Here is a 21,499-nt window from a genome sequence, read left to right on the forward strand (position 1 = left end):
TAGCAGATAAGTCGTCCCCGCTCACACTTCTTATCAGGGCTGCTGCAACACTTGTTGATATAACGCATGAAGCTGGTTAGCCAGATGCTGTGGGGAGCAGGGTAGTACACGCTCACGGGCAAGATCGCCCATCCTGCTGTCCTCCGTGCGCAGCGGGATGGCTTTAATCGCTGCGGTCAGCGCAGGGACATCCAGAGCATCGCAGACAAATCCCTGCTCGCCATTCACGATAAATTCGGCACCGCCGCAGGTTGAGCTGGTAATGACCGGCAGCGCGCAGGCCATGGCTTCCAGAATAACATTAGGGAACGGGTCATAAAGGGTGGGTAACAGCAGGCCATCGGCCGCGTGATAAAAAGGGATCACGTCGTTTTGAACGCCGAGGAAATGCACGCGCTTCTCGCACCCCAGGCGCCGGGCCAGGCTGGCATAACGTGATTGCTGCTTATCCTGACCGACCACCAGCAGATGGGCGTCCGTTCCGGCCAGCGCCTCCAGGCTGGCCTTCAGCCCTTTGCGCTCAAAACCAGAGCCGACATAGATAAGAACCCTGGCACTGACGGGCAGGTTAAGCCGTTCGCGCGACTGCTGGCGCTGTCCGGCCGTCGCCGGTAGAAAGCGAGTTGAATCGATAGCATTATAAATAACCGCAAACTTCTCTTCAGGCACCTGGAAGCAGCGGATGATGTCATTTTTCACCATCTGCGAGTTGCAGATGATTTTTTTCAGCGACGGCGAACGGAACATTGCCTCTTCCGCTGCCATGACATAGCGATGATAGCCGCTTAGCTGGGTTAGCAGGCGCTGGGCTGGCGAGACGATACGCGCTCGTTGCGCCAGCCAGACACGGTGCACGCCGTCGCCCGCCCGGAAAATATCGCAGCCTTCAATACGCTCGTGGCTCTGCACGATATCAAACTTCTCGCGCTGCCAGCAGGCCCGGGCCGCCTCGGCAAACCCCCGCTCGCGGGAAATTCTGCCCCATTTTTTGGGGTTGCAGATATGCAGGTGCCACGCAGGCTTAGGTTCTCCCTGCCAGCTGCGGGTGATGATATTTAATTCCAGGCTGTCGTCATCCAGCGCTTCAAGCGCGCGTGAAATAAAACGTTCGGCGCCGCCGTCAGGGCGATATTTCTGGCGCACGATCGCCAGTCTGACTTTACTCATCCAGATAATTCCTTGCGGCGTTCACTACATCTTCCAGCGGGATAGCGGAGAGATAACGCGTTTCGGTTTTGGTATCAATGCTGTCAGGCGAAGGCAGGGGAGCGTAATCTCCTGCCCAGATTACCCGGTTGTTTTCGCCCCATGGACGCCACTGCTTCAGCTTGGTGGGGCCAAACAGAGCGATACAGGGCGTGTTCAGCGCGGCGGCCATATGCATGGGGGCGGAATCCACGCCGATAAATAGCTTCGCGTGATCGATCAGGGCGGCAAGCTGTGGCAGGGTCAGTTTACCGGCCAGCGAGATCGCCCGGCGGTTCTGGCACAGGGAAAGAATATTGTCGATCATCGTCAGCTCTTTCTTATCCGGTGCGGCGGTGAGCACGATATCCCACTCGTCTGAGGCCAGGCTGTCAATCAGCGCAGCCATTTTGTCATCTTCCCAGCACTTGAAAAGCCAGCGCGAGGTGGGCTGAATAACGATATAGGGCTTCGCGGACGGCTGAAGTTCAGCCAGCAATGCCTGAGTTGTCTGCCCGTCAGTTTCCGCGTAGTGCATTGAGGCGGAGTATCCCTCAAGTGGGATATTAAGAGGCGTCAATGCCACCAGGTTTTGTTCAACCGTATGCAGTTCGCGGTGGCGTTCAGTGCTGACCCGGTGCGTATGCGCCAGGCGCCATATCGCATTCTGCCGCTTGCGATAATCAAACCCAATCCGCATTTTTGCCCCAGAAAACGCGGTAATAATCGCGCTTCGCCACTGATCGGCCAGGTTGATCACCAGATCGTAATGACGCTGGCGAACGGCGTTAACCAGCGCAACTTCATGCTTAATGTGCTGCCAGGCACCCTCTTTCTTCCAGTTCCGATCGATAAAGTGAATATGGCGGATGTCCGGATGAGCCTGAAGCATTGGGCGCGTCTCTTTATACAAAAGCACGTCGATGCTGGCCTGAGGGTACTGTTGGCGGAGGGCGCGGATTACCGGCGTAGTTAGCAGCATATCGCCATGATGGCGGAGTTTAATCAGCAGAATGCTTTTTGGCGTAAACATCGGACTCGGTTGAAGAGTGGCCATACTCATGAGGTCTCAAAGTGTAGTGGGCCGATTGTAAGGGAAACTTTGCGGCTGGAAAACCCCGCGGGCTTTGCCATCAGGCCTTGCGCCAGCGGTAAATGCGGCTCAGCCACAGCAAAAGCTGATACCACTGGCGAAGGCCCCTGGCATTGCGCAGCATACGGCCCGGCGTTTTGCTGGCGATCAGATAGGCGATCATCATCTGGCGGGCCTCAGCATCCGGCTCGCGGCGAATAGAATGGCAAACGGTCAGCGCCTCTTTTGTTACCTGGCGGTACAAAGGTGCGGAGATCCGCACTTTGCTTTTATACCGCTGGTTTATCTCATCCAACATGCGGGCGATTTTTAGATAGTGGCGCTGATACTCCACGTTGCGCGCACCGGTACGCTTCTGATTGCTGATGGAGAGATCGTGAACGTAATAACGATACATCACCTCTTCGCTATAGCGTACCCGGCGGGCATTCAGCATCAGTTCTGTCGTCCAGGGGATATCCTGGTGATGCAGGCCCGGCTCAAACTGTAAATTCAGATCGTTGATCAGCGAGCGGCGATAGATGCCCAGCCAGACCACATGCAGATAGCGGTTTGTCGCCAGCGCTTTGCTGAGCCATTCGGCACCGCTAAGGACTGAGGTAGAGCGCAGGCGATCGGTCGGGATCAGCGGCTTTGCTTTATCCCCGCCCCAAAATACGCGCTCGGCATTGCACTGCGCAATATCCAGGTCGTCCGCCTTCGCCATGGCCATTAGCCTGCTGTACATCTCTGGCGCCAGCTTATCGTCTGCATCAGGAAAGGTGACATACTGGCCCTTCGCCATGGCCATTCCCGCGTTGCGTGCCCGCGATACGCCGCCATTCTGCTGGTCGATGACCTGAACATGCGCATACTGGGCGGCATAATGATGGGCCATCCCGGCAGACTCATCCGTTGAACCATCATTGACGATAATGATCTCTATGGATGGCAGGGTTTGCGCCAGCAGCGAAGCCATAAAAGCCTCAAAGCTTTTACCGGCATTGTACATGGGAATAATCACGCTCAGCTCAGGCGCTGAGCTCTCAGAGTGCGGCTTCATACTCAGGGTAAGATCTTCTCTTTTGGGATAAACTGGGGCTTGCGCGTACAGATAAAATCATAAATATCATCCAGTTTACGCTGGTCCAGGGCAAACAGCTGTTCAGCTGGATGATTAAATTTGTAGAGCGCGTGAAAAACAAAGGAGGTCGGCGCGATGTGGTCTGGGCCCATCAGCAACACATCCCCCAACGGGCGCTGCTCTTCAACGCAGCAGGGACCGTAAATCAAAATCACCGGCACGTTCTGTGAGTCGGCTATGTAGACGTTCCCTGAGTCTGAAGCCACATAAAAATCCATCAGGCTGATAGCGTAGGGCAACCCTTCCAGCGAGACTTTACCAATCAAATTCACCAGATTGTCGCGCTCGCCTACCACCTTATTGAGCTCGTTTAAGTAGTTAAGTTCATTCGGCGAACCAAAAACATAGAACAGGCAGGGCAGCTCGCTCAGGCGATCAAACAGGCTTTTCCAAATCGCCGGTGGGATTGTTTTGGCCTGATTGCCCGCAGAGATGCTGATCCCTATTTTGATTTTATCCGTGCAAAACAACTCTTCAGGCGTATCAGCCGGTTTCACGAGGGGTTGCGTGGCGTGCTTGGGATAACTCGCTTTGGTCAACGAACGATCGGCCAGCTTCAGGTAGTTTTCCAGCGTCAGGGTCGATTTCTCATGCTCAACAACTCCGCTGGCGGTGAGATAGAAGATTTCCTGATACCACCTGCGGCGATACATCGACAGGAACTGTTTGTTGCCGGCGTTACAGCAGGCGGCATAAAAGAGGTTCACGCTATTGGGATGCAACAGGTAGACGTTTTCATAGCGATTCATCAGGCGGAAGGCCAGCTTAAGCTTGGCTAACGTACTGGTTTTGTGGTCTTCGATATAAAAGATGTCATCCAGCGTGTCGTCATTCCGCGCCAGAGGCGCAACGGCGCGGCTCAGCAATGCATCGCTGTGCTTAAGATGAGTGAGGAGCGGCGTGATGTTAATAAAATCGCCGATCTTGGCCGTCTGGATCACCAGATTGCGCTTCTTTTTGGGATGCCGCAGCTTCCTCAGCAGTTTGCAAGGCAGCATAATCAAGAATAAGAAAACATAATTCACGCTCTGTTCTCCCTGAACGAGCTGTTAAAACCGCTATATGCAGTCTGGGCCGCTTTGCTTCCGGCCATCAGCAGAGGTAATGTGCAAAAGTATTCCAAAGAGCTCTGATATCCGTTCCTGTGAATGAGCGTTATCATGGGCTAAAACCTTAAATGATGAGTAACCAAAAAGTGGCGTTGATTTGCCAGTATGTCAGACGGCAGCGGCTTAGTTTACCCCTGTTATGGGGGGGGCCGACGTCGGGATTTGTTAGTTAACATTAATTAAATCAAGGTACTGTCTGCAAATTGCATCAATACTGTAAACGTCCAGACTGTGCTGTGAAAATTCCGGTGGATGCTGGTAAACCTCCCTGATGGCAGCCGCCAGCGAATCGTCGTCCATCTCCGCCAGCCCTCTCGACAGGTCTCCGGTCAGGATGCTGGCTGGCCCGCCCGGACATTTCGTACTCACGACGGGCGTCTGGCAGAGTAATGCTTCAACCAGCACATTTCCAAATCCTTCGCTATCAGAGCTGACAATCAACAGTCTGGCGCTGCGAATATAGGGATAGGGATTACTGATAAAGCCTTTAAAAATAACGCGGTGACTAATTCCTAACGCCACCGACAAATCCTTGATTGCTTTAGTCGCCTTGCTGCTCCCTTTGCCAATCAGCACCAGCGGCGCGTCGACGCCGCTTTTAGCATAGGCCCGAAGCAGCCGATCATGGCGCTTGGTCTGATGAAAGCGGCCAACGTGGACCAGATAGTCTTTACCTGCCAGGCTGCACGGCGCCAGCGAGAGGGCTTCAATGGCCTTAAACTCAAAAGGATTGAAAATCACCCGCTCATGGCTGGGCCTGACCTTAAAGGACCGCTTCAGATCATCCACGACGTACTGAGAAACGCCGATGATATTTCGACCCTGATAGACGCAGCGCGTTTTGAATTTCTTCAGCCACAGCGAGAAGCCCTGACGATTTGCAAGATAAGAGGCCGAAAAAACGCCGTGCAGGCAGAACCAGGTTTTCTCTGGATCGAGGTGCGGGCAGCGGCGGACAATGCGGTCCGTTTTATGCAAATGGGAGATGATCAGATCAAAGGCGCCTCCGCGCTTTTCTTCCGCCATAATTTCGTTATCCAGCTGGCTGGCGCGGCGGCTCAATTCAGTCAGTTTCCGCCAGGGCTTTCGGCAGTTGTCCTGTACGACATGATAATCAAGTCCTGCTGGAATGGTGTAGTCACAGACTGCGCGCAGTGAGAATAGCGAAACCCGATGCCCGCGCTCAATCAACCCTTTCGCCAGGGTGAGCACGACTTTCTCTGCTCCCCCGCCGGGTAAGCCATCAATGATCATCAAAATGCGCTTGGACAATTTTTTACCCTTTACCATAAAAATACTGCGATGAAGGCGACGAGCACGCCTGCTGCACAAGTACCACTAACCGCTTTTGGTTACGGGCAGATCCTTCTGCTGTATTGATTATAATGCGAAGTATAAGGCGATGAACCGGGGATTATCCCATTTAGTCGTTTTCATTAGCTATTTTTATCTCAAAAAATTAATGGGATGAGCGATACGGCAGATGCGACAGCGGCGAGCCTCCTCGCAAATCTCTTTGCGTCCCTATTGTTCGCTGCGTAACATACCCTCAGACTAAACAGACACCCGGAACCGGCATGAGCACACCCGCATTTTTAATCACCATTGACACGGAAGGCGATAACCTGTGGCGAAATCGTTCCGGCCTGGTTACCACCAACAATGCGGGTTATCTCTCGCGTTTCCAGCAGCTTTGCGAGAAATATGGTTTTAAGCCCACCTGGCTGACCAACTATGAGATGGCGATTGATCCGGTTTATCAGGAATTCGCCCGGGATGTGATTGCCCGCGCGCAGGGTGAGGTGGGCATGCATCTTCATGCCTGGAACAGCCCGCCTGAGTACAAACTGACCGATGACGACTGGCAGTTTCAGCCCTACCTGATTGAATACCCCACAGAGGAAATGCGCCGTAAAATCGCCTTTATGACCCAACTGCTGGAAGAGACCTTCCAGACTAAGATGCTGAGCCATCGGGCAGGGCGCTGGGCGTTTGATGAGCGCTATGCGCAGTTGCTTATTGAGTTTGGCTATCAGGTTGACTGCTCCGTTACGCCGGGAGTGAACTGGCGATTTTCATCCGGCGCGCCGCAGGGCAAAGGCGGGACGGATTACACCCATTTCCCACGGCAGGCCTATTACCTGGATGCTGAAGATATCTCGCGGACAGGCTCATCGCCATTGTTAGAGGTGCCGATGAGCATTCACTACAAGCACTCGGGGCTGATGAACAGCATTAAGCAGGGCTACGATCGCTTGCGTGGCAAACAGCGAAGCCCCTCGGTTCACTGGCTTCGTCCCACCGGCGGCAATGTACAGCAGATGATCCATGTAGCGGAAAAAACGCTGGCGACCGGATCGGACTACGTTGAATTTATGCTGCACTCGTCGGAATTTATGCCGGATGGCAGCCCTACGTTTAAAGATGAGGCTGACATCGATCGGCTCTATGCCGATCTGGAGCAGTTATTTAGCTGGCTGCAAAGCCGGACCCTGGGAATGACGCTGGCAAAATATGCTGAGAGAAAAGGACAAAGGGCAGGGGGGGGTCTTATCAAGAACAATGAGTCCGGGCAGGATTCATTAGCCAGGCGCAGCGATCGCATGATGGCTAATGAACCCTCAGAAGCCACGGTGGATAAACGCTAAGCCACCTTGTTTATTCGTTTCCCGGCCAGACTGAAGGCCAGCGGGAACCAGAAAAGATACCAGTATTCAGTAGGGTTACCGATCGCGAAAATACCCTGTGAGAGGTAAAAAATCAGCATAAAGATAAATAACGCCAGCTCAAACTGGTTCCCTTCTCTCGCTGACCCGATCAGGTTTTTCAGGCCATGACCCAACACTAATAACAACAGAGCCAGCCCCACGATGCCGCCTTTGAGCAGTGTTCCAAGGTAAAGACTGTGCGTTGTTCGTATGTGCTCACCTGAATAATTGGTAAATTCAAGATGATAGTCAAAGCCATGCCCAAAGAACGGGGCCTCAGCCACCAGTTGCAGCGTGTGCTCCCATATACTTAACCGCAGGAAACTCTGAGTATAGAGTTCACTAAAACGCTGGATGATTTGTTCGCCCATTACGGAGTCGAGTAAAAGGGCTGACAGTCCCCCTGCCGTGACGGCGGCATAAAGGAAATGCTTTTTATTGATCTTCCTGAACGGCAAGGTGATCAGGAGCGATAAAGCTAGCGCAATAATAGGACCGCGACTTTGCGATATGGCGATAACACCAAAAAAAACCGGAACGACCAGCAGTATGGCCCTATTCCCTTTCTCTTTTAGCGCCATAAAGCTGAGGATAACGCCAATGGCAGCATAGCCAGAAAGGTCGATCACATTTTCAGGCCCTGGGTGATGGTTAGATACTATCCTTTCGACCACAATCGAGTGATACTCAAAAATAAGGCAGTAAAGGGACAGGATCAGAATCCCTGCTATGCTGGAGAGTAAGACATAATATCGCTTTTCGCTATCCAGCATCGTGGTCATCATGCCAAGAAACAGAAATAAATAGAATGAGTGCGTCAGCGAAGATTCAATGTTTGAGGGTTTAGAACCCCACAGATTGCTGAAGGAAAAATAAACGAGAAATAGCGCTACGTAAATGAAACCTTTCTTTCTTTCCCTGTCCAGTATGAAGGTTTTTCTTGATTCAGGAATGAAGATCAGACTAATAGTAAAAAGGAGTAATGAAATATGAAAAAGATTATTAACCTTGGTGTAACCACAAAATATAGCACTGAAGAATAAAAAGGCGAGAAAAAATGCAACATTGGCTCTTTTAATATTATTAGAAGATATCATTATAGTTAACCTTCTCAAAAATCTCGTCTTCAATGGCGCTAGCCAGAGAGAGATTGACGACTCTTATATTTTCACTTTTCATCACCTGACTGGCGTGACGAAATGAGGGACGTATTATGCTATCAAGCTTCTCAGATAAGAAACTGGGGAGTTTTTCGCGTTCGTTTTCATAAAAACGAGGCTGATGGAAATTATTCATATCCAGGCCAACCAGATAGATTAATTTGAACCCAAGAAAGCTTAACAGTTGAAATGCCCAGTAGGCGACGGTACCCGCATCAAAAATGCCGCTGCGAATATCTTTGTTGAACCCTATTTGGTTTTCAGAAAAAACAATGCTATCACGGTTTGCATTTTTAGTGTGAAGTTCGCTGTCCTCAATTTTTGGCTGGTAGACTTTGCAGGCAATATCTTCAATAGCCACCAGACGACATTTTATCGCTTCAAGAGAAAAACAATCTATAATTCTGGCTATGCCGTGTACCGTTGTGAAAAAGATCAGGCTTTCGTTTTTTATAATCTCAGCGATAATATCCGACCGCCGATCGATAAAGCCCATATCGACAATAAGATACAGGGTGAAGCTAACCTGATTATTTAAAAAGTAAGCGCCGTTTACGCCCAGTGCAGGCATTTCGGGGAAGACCTCAAAAGAGATGTTCTTTACTGACGGTCCAGTGGCGGTTAGCAGAACCTCGCCAGAATAGGCGTTTTTTAGCGCTGATAATGGCACCAGGGGAACTGATTTTTTTTTATAGGCCAAACGGACAATTTCACCCGTAGAGGAACGGGTAATTTTTACATAGGGCCACAGATTCTCGTTATGACGAAATGCTCTTGGATGGGAATAGCGGTAAATTTGCTTAAAAAACGTACCCATTGTTTAGACTATTTCCTTCAGCATTGCAGCAACGCGGTCGGCACTGATGGAGGCCATGCTGCTTCCCTGCTCAGGGCGCAGCACGCACTGATTCTTACCGTATCCACCGATTAATCCTGGGTCCGTGGGGCCGTAGAGCGTGATGTTAGGGCGGTCCAGCGCGGCGGTCAGGTGGCTCAGCCCCGTATCGACTGAGACCACGGCTTTGGCGCCAGCCAGCGTTCGTGCGACCTGCTCAAGGGTCAGCCTGGGGAGAACTTCGACAAAGCTATAGCCTTCCGCCAGCCTGATCGCGCGCTGATGTTCGTGCTCCGTGCCCCAGGGGAGCTTAATCTTCAGCCCGCTCTCTTTGAGTAAGCCAGCCAGCTCACGCCAGTGGCTCTCCGGCCAGTGTTTGGCATCACGCGTAGTGGCATGCAGAAATACCAGGTATTGACCAGCGTCCGCAGGCAGTTCGTTCAGGAAGTGCTGGGCAATGGCATAATCCCCGATGGTGTCGGGCAGCGGATAGCCGAGGCTTTTAGCAAACAGCTCGCGGGTTCGCTGGACGGCATGTTGCTTTTTACTGATTTCATGGCGCTTGTCATACCACCAGCTGGCAAACGATTCACGCGCGCTGCGACTGTCCTGGCCATGCTTGATCCCTTTGGCGATGCGCGTAACCAGCGCGGCGCTTTTGATTAGCCCCTGGGCATCGATCACCAAATCGTATTCCCGCGACTGGACTTCACGTTTGAACAGAAAGCGCTCCTCGCGGACTTCGCTACCAAACCAGTGTTTACGCCAGCGGCGAATCGCCAGCGGGATCACCTTATCCACCGCCGGATGCCAGGCGGGGATTTGGGCAAACCCTTCCTCGACGGCCCAGTCGAAGCGGATGCCGGGAATAGCGTGCATGGCATCCGTTAGCGCGGGGAGCGTATGCAGCACGTCCCCCATTGAGGAAGTTTTGACAATCAGGACGTGCATGCATTCTCCTGGCTTGCTGGCAGCAACGTGTTCAGCTCGGCAGCCACTCGTTCCGGCGTAATATCAATCAGGCTCTGATGATAACCCTGTTCCGCTTCCCCTTTACGTACCTTATGGTAACCGGTGATCAGGCGGATGACGCGCGCCTTGTCGGAGAGCGGCGGCGTAAAGTCAGGACTACTCGGGCCATACAGCGCAACCAGCGGGCGATCTAACGCTGCGGCAATGTGCATCAGCCCGGAGTCATTGCTGACTACCGCATGGCAATGGGCCAGCAAAATGACGGCCTGCTCAAGCTGCGTCTTGCCTGCCAGATTGCGACAGTGCTCACGGGAGTCGGGTTGCAGACTTTGCAGGATCTGCTCGCCAGTTTCCTGATCTTTAGCCGAGCCAAACAGAACGATTTGGTAGCCGCTATTTATCAGGCTCTGCGCCAGAGCGGCATAGTGATAGTGCGGCCAGCGCTTGGCCGGGCCAAATTCCGCGCCGGGGCAGAAGCCGATTGCCGGACGCGCTGAGGAGAGGCCAAATTCTGCGGCCGTCGTCAGTTTTTCAGCGTCGTTGACCTGTAGCTTTGGCCACAGCAGCGGCTGCGGAAGCTCTGCCGCGCGGCTAAAACGCTGTTTGTCATAGGCAAGAGCAACGTAGCGTTCAACCATCAGCGGCCAGGCCGCTTTATCCAGCACGCGAACGTCGTTAAGCAGGCCGTAGCGCATCTCGCCGCGCCAGCCGGTGCGGGTTTTGATATCGGCAAAGAAAGGAACCAGGGCGGATTTAAACGAGTTCGGCAGGATATAAGCCCGATCGTAGCCTTTGCTACGCAGGGCTTTACCAAGCCGACGACGTTCGCCCAGCTCAAGCGCGCCGTGGCCCAGCGGCATCGCCAGCGCTTCGTTGACCTCCGGCATACGTGACAGCAAAGGACGGCACCACGCGGGCGCCATCACATCAATCACGGCATCAGGTTCAGCGGCCTTCAGCGTACGATAGAGACTTTGCGACATCATCATATCGCCAACCCATGAAGGGCCGATTACCAGAATTTTCATTGCCGGATCCCGTTACGCCTTGCGGTTCAGCCACGCCATGTATTCGGCTACGCCTTCGGCCACGGTTTTGAACGGCTTATCATAGCCCGCCGCCCGCAGTTTGGTCTGATCCGCCAGGGTGTAGGCCTGGTAACGCCCTTTCAGTTTTTCCGGGAACGGAATGTATTCTATTTCGCCCTTCTGGTGGTAGTTCAGCGCGGCATCCGCCACTTCCTGGAAAGACTCAGCCCGGCCAGTCCCGCAGTTAAAGATGCCGGAAACGTTGTTTTCAAAGAACCACAGGTTAACCGCCGCTACGTCTTCCACGTAAATAAAATCACGCTTGAAGCCGTCGCTGCCTTCGAAAAGCTTAGGATTTTCGCCGTTATTCAGCTGCGTATTCAGGTGGAAGGCAACGCTTGCCATGCTGCCTTTATGGCCTTCACGCGGACCATAGACGTTGAAGTAGCGGAAACCACAAACCTGCGAACCGGCCTCTGGCAAAATCTGGCGGACATAGTGGTCGAACAGCATTTTAGAATAGCCGTAAACGTTCAGCGGCTCTTCATACTGGCGTTCTTCAATAAAGTTGTCATTACGTCCACCGTAGGTGGCGGCAGAAGAGGCGTACAGGAACGGAATTTCATGCTCCAGGCAGTAGTGCAGCAGCTCTTTGGAGTACTGATAGTTGTTTTCCATCATGTACTTGCCGTCCCATTCGGTGGTGGAGGAGCAGGCACCTTCATGGAAGATCGCCTCAACATCGCCAAAATCTTCATCGGCCAGGATGCTGATAAGGAAGTCTTCTTTATCCATGTAATCGGCAATGTTCAAATCCACCAGATTGGCAAATTTGGTGCCGTCTTTGAGGTTGTCTACCACCAGAATATCGGTATGGCCCTGGTTGTTCAGGGCTTTGATAATGTTGCTACCGATAAATCCTGCGCCGCCGGTGACGATGATCATAAGCTTTAACCTTTAAAAGAGAAGGGTGAAACAGGAGGTTTCACGCGCTAATGTTTCTTATCATAACATCTCATCCAGCGGCAGACAGCCAGATGACTCCGTAACCTGATGTAATTGTCGTAAATTGGCGTTAATAACGCTGCGAAAATCACACTCCACGATCTGTATCCTCGTTCCATTGTCTTTCCTTCAGTAAGATATTCCGCTACCAGAGCGTTTTGGAGTATGAAAATGTCATCGCCATTTTATCAGTAGATTTCGCAGCAGTTACGTGAGGTTGAGCAGGAAGGGTTGTTTAAATCAGAGCGCCCGATTGCCTCCGCTCAGCAGGCCGCTATTCAACTGGAAGGCGGCGTCAAAGCCATCAACTTCTGCGCCAATAACTACCTTGGCCTGGCCAATCATCCAGCCCTGATCGCGGCGGCGAAAGAGGGTATGGACAGCCACGGTTTTGGCATGGCGTCGGTACGCTTTATTTGCGGAACTCAGGATATTCATAAGCAGCTGGAAAAACGGCTGGCCGGGTTTCTTGGCATGGAGGATTCAATCCTTTATTCCTCCTGTTTCGACGCCAACGGCGGCCTGTTCGAAACGCTATTAGGGCCGGAAGACGCCGTCATTTCCGATGCGTTAAACCACGCTTCGATTATTGATGGCGTGCGGCTTTGTAAAGCGAAACGTTACCGTTATGCCAACAATGATATGACCGAGCTGGAAGCCCGGCTGGAAGAAGCGAAAGCGGCGGGCGCACGCCATATGATGATCGCCACCGACGGCGTGTTCTCCATGGATGGGGTGATTGCTAACCTGAAAGGCATTTGCGATTTGGCGGATCGCTACGGCGCGCTGGTGATGGTGGACGACTCCCATGCGGTTGGCTTTGTCGGCGCGGGCGGTCGCGGTACTCATGAATACTGCGATGTGATGGGGCGGGTCGATATTATTACCGGTACGCTGGGCAAAGCGCTGGGCGGTGCGTCCGGTGGCTACACGGCAGGGAAAAAGGAGGTAATCGAATGGCTTCGTCAGCGCTCCCGACCCTATCTGTTTTCTAACTCGCTGGCCCCGGCAATCGTTGCCGCCGCTTTGCGGGTGCTGGATATGCTGACCGAGGGTGACGGCCTGCGACAGCGCCTGTGGGACAACGCGACATTTTTCCGGGCCGAAATGACCCGTGCCGGTTTCACCCTGGCCGGGGCCGATCATGCCATCATCCCAGTCATGCTGGGAGAGGCCAAAATAGCGCAGGAGTTTTCAAGGCTGCTTCAGCAGGAGGGCATCTACGTCACCGGCTTCTTTTATCCGGTGGTGCCAAAAGGACAGGCGCGTATTCGCACGCAAATTTCTGCCGCCCACAGCCATGAACAGCTGATTCACGCGGTCGACGCGTTTAGCCGTATCGGTAAGAGACTGGGCGCGATCGCCTGAAAGGAGCCGTGATGAAAGCGTTAGCAAAACTGCGGGCGGAAGAGGGGATCTGGATGATCGATGACGCGGCGATCCCTGAACCAGGCCATAACGACCTGTTGATTAAGATCCGTAAGACCGCCATCTGCGGCACGGATGTGCATATCTATAACTGGGATGAGTGGTCGCAAAAAACCATTCCCGTGCCGATGATTACCGGTCATGAATATGTTGGCGAGGTGGTGGCTATCGGCCAGGAGGTGAAGGGGTTCTCGTTGGGCGATCGCGTCTCCGGCGAAGGCCACATTACCTGCGGACACTGCCGCAACTGTCGCGCAGGCCGGACGCATCTTTGCCGTAATACAGTTGGGGTAGGCGTTAATCGTCAGGGATGCTTTGCGGAGTACCTTGTGATCCCCGCGTTTAATGCCTTCCGCATTCCCGATAATATTTCTGATGAGCTGGCGGCGATTTTCGATCCCTTTGGCAACGCGGTGCACACGGCGCTCTCTTTCGATTTAGTCGGTGAAGATGTTCTTATTTCCGGCGCGGGTCCGATTGGGATTATGGCTGCGGCTATCTGTCGGCATGTCGGCGCGCGGCATGTTGTTATCACCGACGTCAACGAATATCGCCTGGAGCTGGCGCGCAAAATCGGCGTCACGCGGGCGGTGAACGTCGCCAGGGAGACGCTGGAAGAGGTGATGCGCGAGCTGGGCATGACCGAGGGTTTTGATGTGGGGCTGGAGATGTCCGGCGCGCCAGCGGCCTTCCGCAGCCTGCTCGGCGTGATGAATAACGGCGGACGCATTGCCATGTTGGGCATTCCCGCAACGGAGATGGCGATTGACTGGAATCAGGTGATTTTCAAAGGGCTCTTTATCAAAGGTATTTATGGGCGGGAGATGTTTGAAACCTGGTACAAAATGGCGGCGCTGCTCCAGTCGGGGCTGGATATCACGCCCATTATTACCCATCGCTTCGGCATTGATGATTTTCAGGCAGGGTTTGACCAGATGCGCTCCGGGCAGTCTGGCAAGGTGATTCTGGACTGGTCCTGATCGGAAAGGGCTGGCAGGATGCCAACCCTTGATCCAGGCTTTACTGCTGCTTTTCCGCATCGGTCATATAACGAACCTTGCGGGTGTAGTCCTGGCCTCTGAAGCTTAAAGGAGTAGCGGCCGAGTCGAGATACTTTTGCCATTCAGACAGCGGAAAGCCGCCGTGAGCGCCGACCACTTCAGTTGGGATCGCCGCCGTGCTGCCGCCAATCTTCTTCGACACGGGCCAGTTCATCCACTCTCCCAGGTTCACCGTTTTCAGATCCAGCATATCCAGCAGCGCCGCCAGCGGCAGCTGATCGGTGGGCGGCTGCGAGTCATCCATCAGTTCCCAGGTATCCTGAAACAGCGTCAGCCACAGCGGGCAGATGCGTTTCCAGGTCCGCCGCGTGGCGGCGAGAAACGCCCCGTTGACGTGATCGACGAGGTAGGGACGGAAGCTGTTGCGGTAATAAGCGGGGCGGTTTTTTTCCGGCGTATTAGCCAGCTTAGCGATCATTTTCCCCTTACGGAAACTGGCGTAAATGTGGCCGTCGTTCATCTGAATATCCGGCATTTTCAGCAGGTTCAAATCTGAATCGATCATCAAAACCCCTTCCGTTGCGGCCTGCAAAGGGGCCTGAAGCTTGATCAGCCGGCTGCGATAAATCTGCTTGTAGCGGTAGTTTTCTTCCCGCACCGGCACGTCCAGCGTCACTACCCTGGTTTTTGGCGGCAGTTCGCCGAACTGCTCTGACTTCTGATCCGCAACAATGACGATTTCTTCGGCTTGCAGGGCAAAGCGCGACGCAAACAGCGCGCTTAATTTTGCCTCTTCAACATAGTCAGCGCCGGTACAGGGGATCACTATTGAGGTCACGGGTATTTTTCCCTGAACCTCTTTATTGAGATAAGAAAGGTTGTGGCGCGAACGAATATAACGGAACTGAGGATCGAAAAATTCAAACATGGGGAGATCTTCCCTGAGACGCATTTTTTAAGAGAGTTTCCACGCCAGCGACATAGTGCTCAATAGCATAATGTGCTTTGACGCTGGCGTTAGCCTGCTCCACCAGCCCGGCTCGTTTACCGGCGTCAAGATAGAGCGTCTTCATCTGTTCAAACAGCGCATCTGTGTCACCGTAGTCGAAGAGCAGGCCGGTTTGATTCGCAGAAATCAGCTCGGCGGTGCCGGTCACATTGGAGCCGATCACCGCCGTCCCCAGCAGCATCGCTTCCAGCACCACGCGAGGTAACCCCTCACTCTTCGACGCAAGGATAAAAACATCAAGCGCTGCCAGATAGTTTAGCGCATCAGGCCGAAAGCCGGTGAAAATCACCCGATCCGCGATGCCAGCCTGTGCGGCCTGGCGCTTCAGGGCCTCTTCTTCCGGGCCTTCGCCCAGTATCACCATGCGCCAGTCAGCCTGAGGGAATTCAGCGGCAAATTTTGTCAGCGCCTGCAAAATATGGTGGTTGGACTTCCGCGGAATCAATGACCCAATACTGCCAAAAACAAAAGTTCCACTCGCCAGATTGAGCAATTGATGGCGCATTGCCTGGCGTTCTGGCAAGGCCTGCCTGGTATCAATAGCATTGAATACGGTAAAGCATTTTTGCGGGTCTACGCCGTTCGCCAGCAGGACGTTACGCACGCCATCAGACACCGCGATGATCGCGTCGCCACGATGGTTTACCAACTCGACCAGCTCGCGGTTCAGTACGGGTTCAATACGGCAGTGCTGAACGACGGCGATCGGTAACCCAGCCGCAGCCAGATAGCCCTCAGCATTCGAACCGGGCTGGTTATTCATATAGAGCAGATCGATGTCGTACTGAGCAATAGCCTGGCGGATGCGCTGTGCATTCGGTTGAATACGCCAGAGCCTGTCCACCCAGCGCGTTGCTTTCTGGCGAAGGGAACGATTGAAGAAGACCAGCGATCTCAGGAGTTCTTTAGCCACCTTGGCCCAGCGCGGCTGTTTGCGCTGATCGATGAACATGACCGGAATATCCAGCGATGACAGCACGTCGCCAATGGTGTCGCCCTTGCCGCGGCGATAATTGTGATAGAAGCAGCAGCGGATATCGAACGTAGCCCGATCGATGCGTTTTAGCAGCTCAAGCATACTGTTAGTGCCGCCGCCCCATTCATTACCCGTATCCAGCAAAAGAATTTTTTTACGTCGTTCGGTCATGTGACGGCGACTCACCAGATCTGCGCCCCTCCAGCAAGGGACGCAGTAGAGAAATTAAGGTTGAGACCCGATATTGAGCTTCAACCCAGAAAAGTTTGTTTTGATATAGCGCATCCCGTCGCTGTTGCCAATGCTTTCGGCGACAACGTTCAGCGCGAGGGTCGCCGGTACGGGCTTCAGCGTTACCGGGCAGGTTTTCACGCCGCGGAACGGATTGCGCGGCTTGCCGGTTGGTCCTGGCGGCAGCGGTTTATTGTTGACGATTTGCGGCTCATTCAGCAGCTGGCTGGGTCGAACCAGAGTGATATCCGCCGGAAGCGTTGGCAGCATTTGCAGCAGCACTTTCACCGTAGTGGGATGCGGATGACCAATGGCGATGGCGGAGCCATCACGCTGCGCCAGCCGCACCGCACGAGTAAACTGGGTGCGGATGTCCGCCTCGTTCTGCGTGTCGTCAAGGAAAACCCTACGCTTAATCACTTTTACGCTGGTGCCTGCTGCGGCGCGGGTTGACTGGCTGTTGCCGATCGTCATGCTGTCGAGGAAGTAGAAGTTGTAGTGATCGAGCACCTGCATCACTTTCTGCATTCCCGGCAGGCTGGACGTCATGGCGCTGCCCATATGGTTATTCAGGCCTACGGCATAGGGCACTTTGGCGGCCGCCTCATGGACGATCCGCTCAATTTCCGCACTGGACATGTCAGGTCGGAGCGTGTCTTTCTCCAGCGGCTGCTTGCTGAGGGGCGCCATCGGCAAATGGATCAGCACCTCATGGCCAAGCTGGTGGGCCTTAGTCGCCATCTCACGCGCGTGCGGAGCGTTAGGGAGCACGGCGACAGAAATATTTTTCGGCATTTGCAGGACCTGATTTTCCGGTGCCGGGCGGTAGCCAAAATCGTCAATGACGATAGCGAGTTTTCCGGCATGTGCCGTGCAGGTCAGCAGCAGACCGGCCAGCGCGCCGCTAATTTTACGAAGCTGTGACAAAAGTTATTTTCCCAACCACGGTAGTGGATTGACGGCCTGTCCCTGACGTCGGATTTCAAAATAGAGTGAAGGCGTGCCCTGACCGCCGCTGGTCCCGACCAGTGCGATTGGCTGTCCTGCCTTAACCTGGGTTCCCACGCTCACCAGCGCACTTTGGTTGTAGCCGTAGAGACTCATATCTCCCTTACCATGTTCCACTACCACCACCAGGCCGTAGCCCTGAAGCCAGTCGGCCATCAGTACCCGGCCATCGGCGATGGCTTTCACTTCGGTGCCTTCGGCGGCGTCGATCACCAGGCCTTTCCAGCGAAGCTCGCCCTGAAGCTGTTCGCCAAAGCGGTGTTCAATTGAGCCTCTGACCGGCCATAGCGCCTGACCTGAAGGGCGCCCCAGACCCCCGGTTCGGGCCATCAGGGAACGCTCGCCTTCCGTCGGCTTATAGGTTGTGCCTTTGCTCTTCGCCTGGGCCTGACGCTTGCGGACCGCTTCGGCCTCGCGCGCTTCCTTCTCGGCCCTGGCCCTGGCTTCACGCTCCGCTTTGGCAATTTTATCCCGCAGGCGGCTTTCGTTTTCCCGCATGGTAACCAGCTGCGCCTGGTCTTTCTCCAGGGAGGATTCGAGCGTCGTCAGGGTTTTCTTACGGGCTACGCGAGCGCCTTCCAGCTTCTCCCGCTGTGACTGCTGCTGTTCCAGCAGGGATTTCTGCTGAGCCTGTTTATCCACTAACGACGCCTTCTGCGCAGAGAGATCGCTGCGGGTCTTTTTCAGCTCGTCGATCGATTTCTGACGGGCCTCATTAAGGTAGCCGAAATAGGCGAGAATGCGCTCACTGCGCTGGCTCTCTTCTCCGCTGAGGATCAGCTGCACGCCGCTGTGTTGCCCCTGACGGAATGCCGCATCCAACTGTTCGGCCAGCAGTTTTTCCTGACGGGCCTGCTGCGTCTGTAGCTTGCCGATGGAAGCGGTCAGGGAGGTAATATCTTTATTAAGTCCGTTGAGGCCCAGTTGCGTTTCGCGCAGCTGACGGCTGGCCTGGGCAATCACTTTTTCCTGGCTAGTCAGCTGTGCGAGGAGCTTGCCGCGCTGCTGCTTTTGCTGCTGTACGCTCTTTTCCTTCGCCGCGATATCCTGCTGCAGGCTTGAAAGCTGCGATTTGCTATCGTCAGCGGCTGAGCTGGCAAATGGCGACAGCAGAAGGCCGGCGCACAGCACGCTGGCAGACAGGGTGAAGGCGTGAGATCGCAACGGAGCGCCGGTGGCCGCTCCGTTACCCTGGGTCCGTAAATGTGAAACTGTCGCTTTTTCCCTCATAGGACAGGATTATTCCACGATGAACAGCAGCTTACCAGACATCTGTCGGGGGTTTTGCGTTTCCAGTAGTGACAGAGCGGCCGGTTCCCGTAGCGGAGGCGGGGAATCTTTGGCTAATTCCGACGCGGTTTTGTACAACAAATAACCGCTCAGGATCGACGTGAACACAGGCTGACAGAGACATTTACACTTAAGGCATTTTTTTTTGGGAATCTGCCCCAGAAAACGCAACTCTGACGGCTTCACGACTGTACATGGCAGCACTGGCAGGTATACTCAGAAGCCTTGTTTTAGCTTATTAACCCTTTCGGGAGTTGTTACCCCTCATGCAAGATATTATGCAGTTCGCAGGCAGCCATACCCTTCTCAGTCTGGCGTGGGTTGTCCTGCTGGTTTTGGTGATCGTGACCACCGTTAAGGGCATGTTCTCCAAGGTAAAAACGATTAGCCGCGGCGAAGCCACCCGTTTAATCAACAAAGAAGAAGCCGTGGTTGTCGATGTGCGTGGGCGTGATGACTACCGTAAAGGCCATATCTCTAACGCCATCAACGTGCTGGCAGCCGACATCAAGAAAGGCAGCTTTGGCGAGTTAGAGAAGCATAAAGCCCAACCTGTTATCGTGGTCTGTGCCAACGGCACGTCCGCAGCAGACCCAGCGGCTCAGCTGAGTGCAGCCGGTTTTGACCAGGTGTTTGTGCTGAAAGACGGCGTGTCCGGCTGGAGTGGTGAAAACCTGCCGCTGGTTCGCGGTAAATAACAACGAAGTAACGATGTGCAGCGCCCTCTGGCTGCTGCGGCGACCTGTTCGCGTTCGATGGTCTTTAAGACCTCGAGCTGCTACTAAAATTAAGACGGGCAGTGGCGCAATAACGGATTATTAACCCATAGGATTACTTAACATGTCTGAACAAAACAACACCGAGATGGCTTTCCAGATTCAACGCATCTACACCAAAGACGTCTCCTTTGAAGCGCCTAATGCTCCTCAGGTTTTCCAGAAAGAGTGGGAGCCGGAAGTGAAGCTGGATCTGGATACGGCGTCCAGCCAACTGGCGGACGAAGTCTATGAAGTGGTACTGCGCGTAACCGTTACCGCCACCGTAGGCGAAGAGACGGCTTTCCTGTGTGAAGTCCAGCAGGCCGGCATTTTCTCTATCTCTGGCATTGACGGTAACCAGATGGCGCACTGCCTGGGTGCATACTGCCCGAATATCCTGTTCCCGTATGCACGCGAATGCATCACCAGCCTGGTTTCTCGCGGTACTTTCCCGCAGCTTAACCTGGCACCCGTGAACTTTGACGCGCTGTTCATGAACTATCTTCAGCAGTCAAACGAAGGTGCCGCTCCTCAGCAGGATGCATAATGCCTCACGCTAACGTCTCAATGAGCGTCCTCGGTGCCGGTTCTTACGGCACCGCTTTAGCCATCACGCTGGCCCGTAACGGGCACAACGTGGTGCTGTGGGGACACAACCCGCAGCATCAGGCCCAGCTTCAGGCCGATCGCTGTAATGCGGCTTTCCTGCCCGATGTGCCTTTTCCTGATTCGCTGAGCCTTGAAACCGATCTGGCGGCCGCTATTGCGGCAAGTCGCGATCTGCTGGTGGTGGTTCCCAGCCACGTTTTCGGCGATGTTTTACAGCAGATCAAACCTCATCTGCGCGCCGACTCACGGATAGTCTGGGCCACTAAGGGCCTGGAAAAAGAGACCGGTCGCCTGTTGCAGGACGTGGCGCGTGAGATCCTTGGGCCGGATATCCCTCTGGCGGTGATTTCTGGCCCGACGTTTGCCAAAGAGCTGGCGGCGGGTATGCCAACGGCCATTGCGCTGGCGGCGACGGATACGGTATTTGCCGACGATCTGCAAAGTCTGCTGCACTGCGGTAAAAGTTTCCGCGTTTACAACAATCTGGACTTTATTGGCGTTCAGCTTGGCGGCGCGGTAAAAAATGTGATCGCTATTGGCGCGGGTATTTCTGATGGTATTGGCTTTGGCGCCAATGCCCGCACGGCGCTGATCACTCGCGGCCTGGCAGAAATGACTCGTCTTGGATCGGCGCTGGGAGCCGATGCCGGTACGTTTATGGGCATGGCGGGATTAGGCGATCTGGTGCTGACCTGCACCGATAACCAGTCGCGCAATCGTCGCTTTGGCATGATGCTGGGTCAGGGTATTGACGTTGAAACGGCGCAGCAATCCATTGGTCAGGTGGTGGAAGGTTTCCGAAATACCAAAGAAGTGAAGGCGCTGGCCGAGCGCTGCGGCGTGGAAATGCCGATTACCGAGCAAATTTATCAGGTACTGTATTGCGAAAAAAATGCGCGAGAGGCAGCATTGAGCTTGCTTGGGCGTGCAAGGAAAGACGAAAACAGCACCAGTTGAGAAAGGAATGTACA

Annotated in this window: 20 protein-coding genes; 6 read left to right on the top strand and 14 right to left on the bottom strand. The window is 54.0% G+C overall.

The features are described 5' to 3' along the window. Positions 1-33 precede the first annotated feature (33 nt). The 5 genes from NG99_RS03595 to NG99_RS03615 all read right to left on the bottom strand — a co-directional run bounded on the left by NG99_RS03595 (position 34) and on the right by NG99_RS03615 (position 5,764). The gene (locus NG99_RS03595) at positions 34-1,167 is read right to left on the bottom strand and encodes a glycosyltransferase family 4 protein (protein WP_034888500.1); all 1,134 of its coding nucleotides are present in this window, start codon (positions 1,165-1,167) and stop codon (positions 34-36) included. After that, positions 1,160-2,242: a putative lipopolysaccharide heptosyltransferase III gene (rfaQ, locus tag NG99_RS03600; protein ID WP_034888501.1), complete on the bottom strand. Its 1,083-nt coding sequence runs from the start codon at positions 2,240-2,242 to the stop codon at positions 1,160-1,162. The genes NG99_RS03595 and rfaQ overlap by 8 nt, the downstream gene beginning before the upstream one ends. Positions 2,243-2,318: 76 nt before the next feature. Continuing rightward, the gene (locus tag NG99_RS03605; RefSeq protein ID WP_034888502.1) at positions 2,319-3,320 is read right to left on the bottom strand and encodes a glycosyltransferase; all 1,002 of its coding nucleotides are present in this window, start codon (positions 3,318-3,320) and stop codon (positions 2,319-2,321) included. Between the two features lie 2 nt (positions 3,321-3,322). After that, a complete protein-coding gene (locus NG99_RS03610) occupies positions 3,323-4,426 on the bottom strand; it encodes a glycosyltransferase family 9 protein (protein WP_034888503.1) in 1,104 nt (367 codons plus the stop codon). Positions 4,427-4,675: 249 nt separating this feature from the next. Beyond that, a complete protein-coding gene (locus tag NG99_RS03615) occupies positions 4,676-5,764 on the bottom strand; it encodes a glycosyltransferase (protein WP_034888617.1) in 1,089 nt (362 codons plus the stop codon). A 323-nt stretch (positions 5,765-6,087) separates the two neighbouring features. Here NG99_RS03615 and NG99_RS03620 point away from each other — a divergent pair, with 323 nt between their 5' ends. Beyond that, the gene (locus NG99_RS03620; RefSeq protein ID WP_232298157.1) at positions 6,088-7,158 is read left to right on the top strand and encodes a polysaccharide deacetylase family protein; all 1,071 of its coding nucleotides are present in this window, start codon (positions 6,088-6,090) and stop codon (positions 7,156-7,158) included. On the opposite strand, the gene NG99_RS03625 is transcribed toward NG99_RS03620, so the two are convergent. Genes NG99_RS03625 through rfaD form a run of 5 tightly spaced genes read right to left on the bottom strand, consistent with a single transcriptional unit; the run spans position 7,155 to position 12,158 of the window. Then, the gene (locus tag NG99_RS03625; RefSeq protein WP_034888505.1) at positions 7,155-8,315 is read right to left on the bottom strand and encodes an O-antigen ligase family protein; all 1,161 of its coding nucleotides are present in this window, start codon (positions 8,313-8,315) and stop codon (positions 7,155-7,157) included. The two genes, NG99_RS03620 and NG99_RS03625, sit on opposite strands and share 4 nt — an antisense overlap. Beyond that, entirely contained in the window at positions 8,302-9,195 is an 894-nt protein-coding gene (locus tag NG99_RS03630; protein WP_034888507.1) for a sugar glycosyltransferase, read from the bottom strand. Before NG99_RS03630 ends, NG99_RS03625 begins: the two co-directional genes overlap by 14 nt. Before the next feature lie 3 nt (positions 9,196-9,198). After that, positions 9,199-10,164, bottom strand: a complete 966-nt coding sequence (rfaC, locus tag NG99_RS03635; protein ID WP_034888509.1) for a lipopolysaccharide heptosyltransferase RfaC — start codon at positions 10,162-10,164, stop codon at positions 9,199-9,201. Further along, positions 10,152-11,213, bottom strand: coding sequence for an ADP-heptose--LPS heptosyltransferase RfaF (rfaF, locus tag NG99_RS03640; protein WP_034888511.1), 1,062 nt, complete (start codon positions 11,211-11,213; stop codon positions 10,152-10,154). Before rfaF ends, rfaC begins: the two co-directional genes overlap by 13 nt. A gap of 12 nt (positions 11,214-11,225) precedes the next feature. Beyond that, complete coding sequence (gene rfaD / locus NG99_RS03645; protein WP_034888513.1) at positions 11,226-12,158, bottom strand: ADP-glyceromanno-heptose 6-epimerase; 933 nt, start codon at positions 12,156-12,158, stop codon at positions 11,226-11,228. Positions 12,159-12,413: 255 nt separating this feature from the next. Here rfaD and NG99_RS03650 point away from each other — a divergent pair, with 255 nt between their 5' ends. Together NG99_RS03650 and tdh are read left to right on the top strand one after the other, a co-directional pair. Further along, positions 12,414-13,586 carry a glycine C-acetyltransferase gene (locus NG99_RS03650; protein WP_232298159.1) on the top strand — a complete coding sequence of 391 codons (1,173 nt, stop codon included), beginning with the start codon at positions 12,414-12,416 and terminating at the stop codon, positions 13,584-13,586. Positions 13,587-13,597: 11 nt separating this feature from the next. After that, positions 13,598-14,626 carry an L-threonine 3-dehydrogenase gene (gene tdh, locus NG99_RS03655; RefSeq protein WP_034888514.1) on the top strand — a complete coding sequence of 343 codons (1,029 nt, stop codon included), beginning with the start codon at positions 13,598-13,600 and terminating at the stop codon, positions 14,624-14,626. A 40-nt stretch (positions 14,627-14,666) separates the two neighbouring features. Here tdh and NG99_RS03660 read toward each other — a convergent pair whose 3' ends face one another. Genes NG99_RS03660 through envC form a run of 4 tightly spaced genes read right to left on the bottom strand, consistent with a single transcriptional unit; the run spans position 14,667 to position 19,101 of the window. Next, a complete protein-coding gene (locus tag NG99_RS03660) occupies positions 14,667-15,575 on the bottom strand; it encodes a hypothetical protein (RefSeq protein ID WP_034888515.1) in 909 nt (302 codons plus the stop codon). Then, positions 15,568-16,803 (bottom strand): glycosyltransferase, encoded by a 1,236-nt coding sequence (locus NG99_RS03665; RefSeq protein ID WP_034888516.1) that lies wholly within the window; start codon positions 16,801-16,803, stop codon positions 15,568-15,570. The genes NG99_RS03660 and NG99_RS03665 overlap by 8 nt, the downstream gene beginning before the upstream one ends. 54 nt (positions 16,804-16,857) lie before the next feature. Beyond that, positions 16,858-17,790, bottom strand: a complete 933-nt coding sequence (locus NG99_RS03670) for a divergent polysaccharide deacetylase family protein (protein WP_034888518.1) — start codon at positions 17,788-17,790, stop codon at positions 16,858-16,860. Positions 17,791-17,793: 3 nt separating this feature from the next. Further along, entirely contained in the window at positions 17,794-19,101 is a 1,308-nt protein-coding gene (gene envC, locus NG99_RS03675; RefSeq protein ID WP_034888520.1) for a murein hydrolase activator EnvC, read from the bottom strand. Positions 19,102-19,427: 326 nt separating this feature from the next. Here envC and NG99_RS03680 point away from each other — a divergent pair, with 326 nt between their 5' ends. The 3 genes from NG99_RS03680 to gpsA all read left to right on the top strand — a co-directional run bounded on the left by NG99_RS03680 (position 19,428) and on the right by gpsA (position 21,485). Then, positions 19,428-19,859 (top strand): rhodanese-like domain-containing protein, encoded by a 432-nt coding sequence (locus tag NG99_RS03680; protein ID WP_034888522.1) that lies wholly within the window; start codon positions 19,428-19,430, stop codon positions 19,857-19,859. Positions 19,860-20,001: 142 nt separating this feature from the next. After that, positions 20,002-20,466, top strand: a complete 465-nt coding sequence (secB, locus tag NG99_RS03685) for a protein-export chaperone SecB (protein WP_034888523.1) — start codon at positions 20,002-20,004, stop codon at positions 20,464-20,466. Then, complete coding sequence (gene gpsA / locus NG99_RS03690) at positions 20,466-21,485, top strand: NAD(P)H-dependent glycerol-3-phosphate dehydrogenase (RefSeq protein WP_034888525.1); 1,020 nt, start codon at positions 20,466-20,468, stop codon at positions 21,483-21,485. Before secB ends, gpsA begins: the two co-directional genes overlap by 1 nt. The last annotated feature ends 14 nt before the right edge of the window (positions 21,486-21,499 follow it).

This window comes from Erwinia typographi (genome assembly GCF_000773975.1).
GTDB lineage: Bacteria > Pseudomonadota > Gammaproteobacteria > Enterobacterales > Enterobacteriaceae > Erwinia > Erwinia typographi.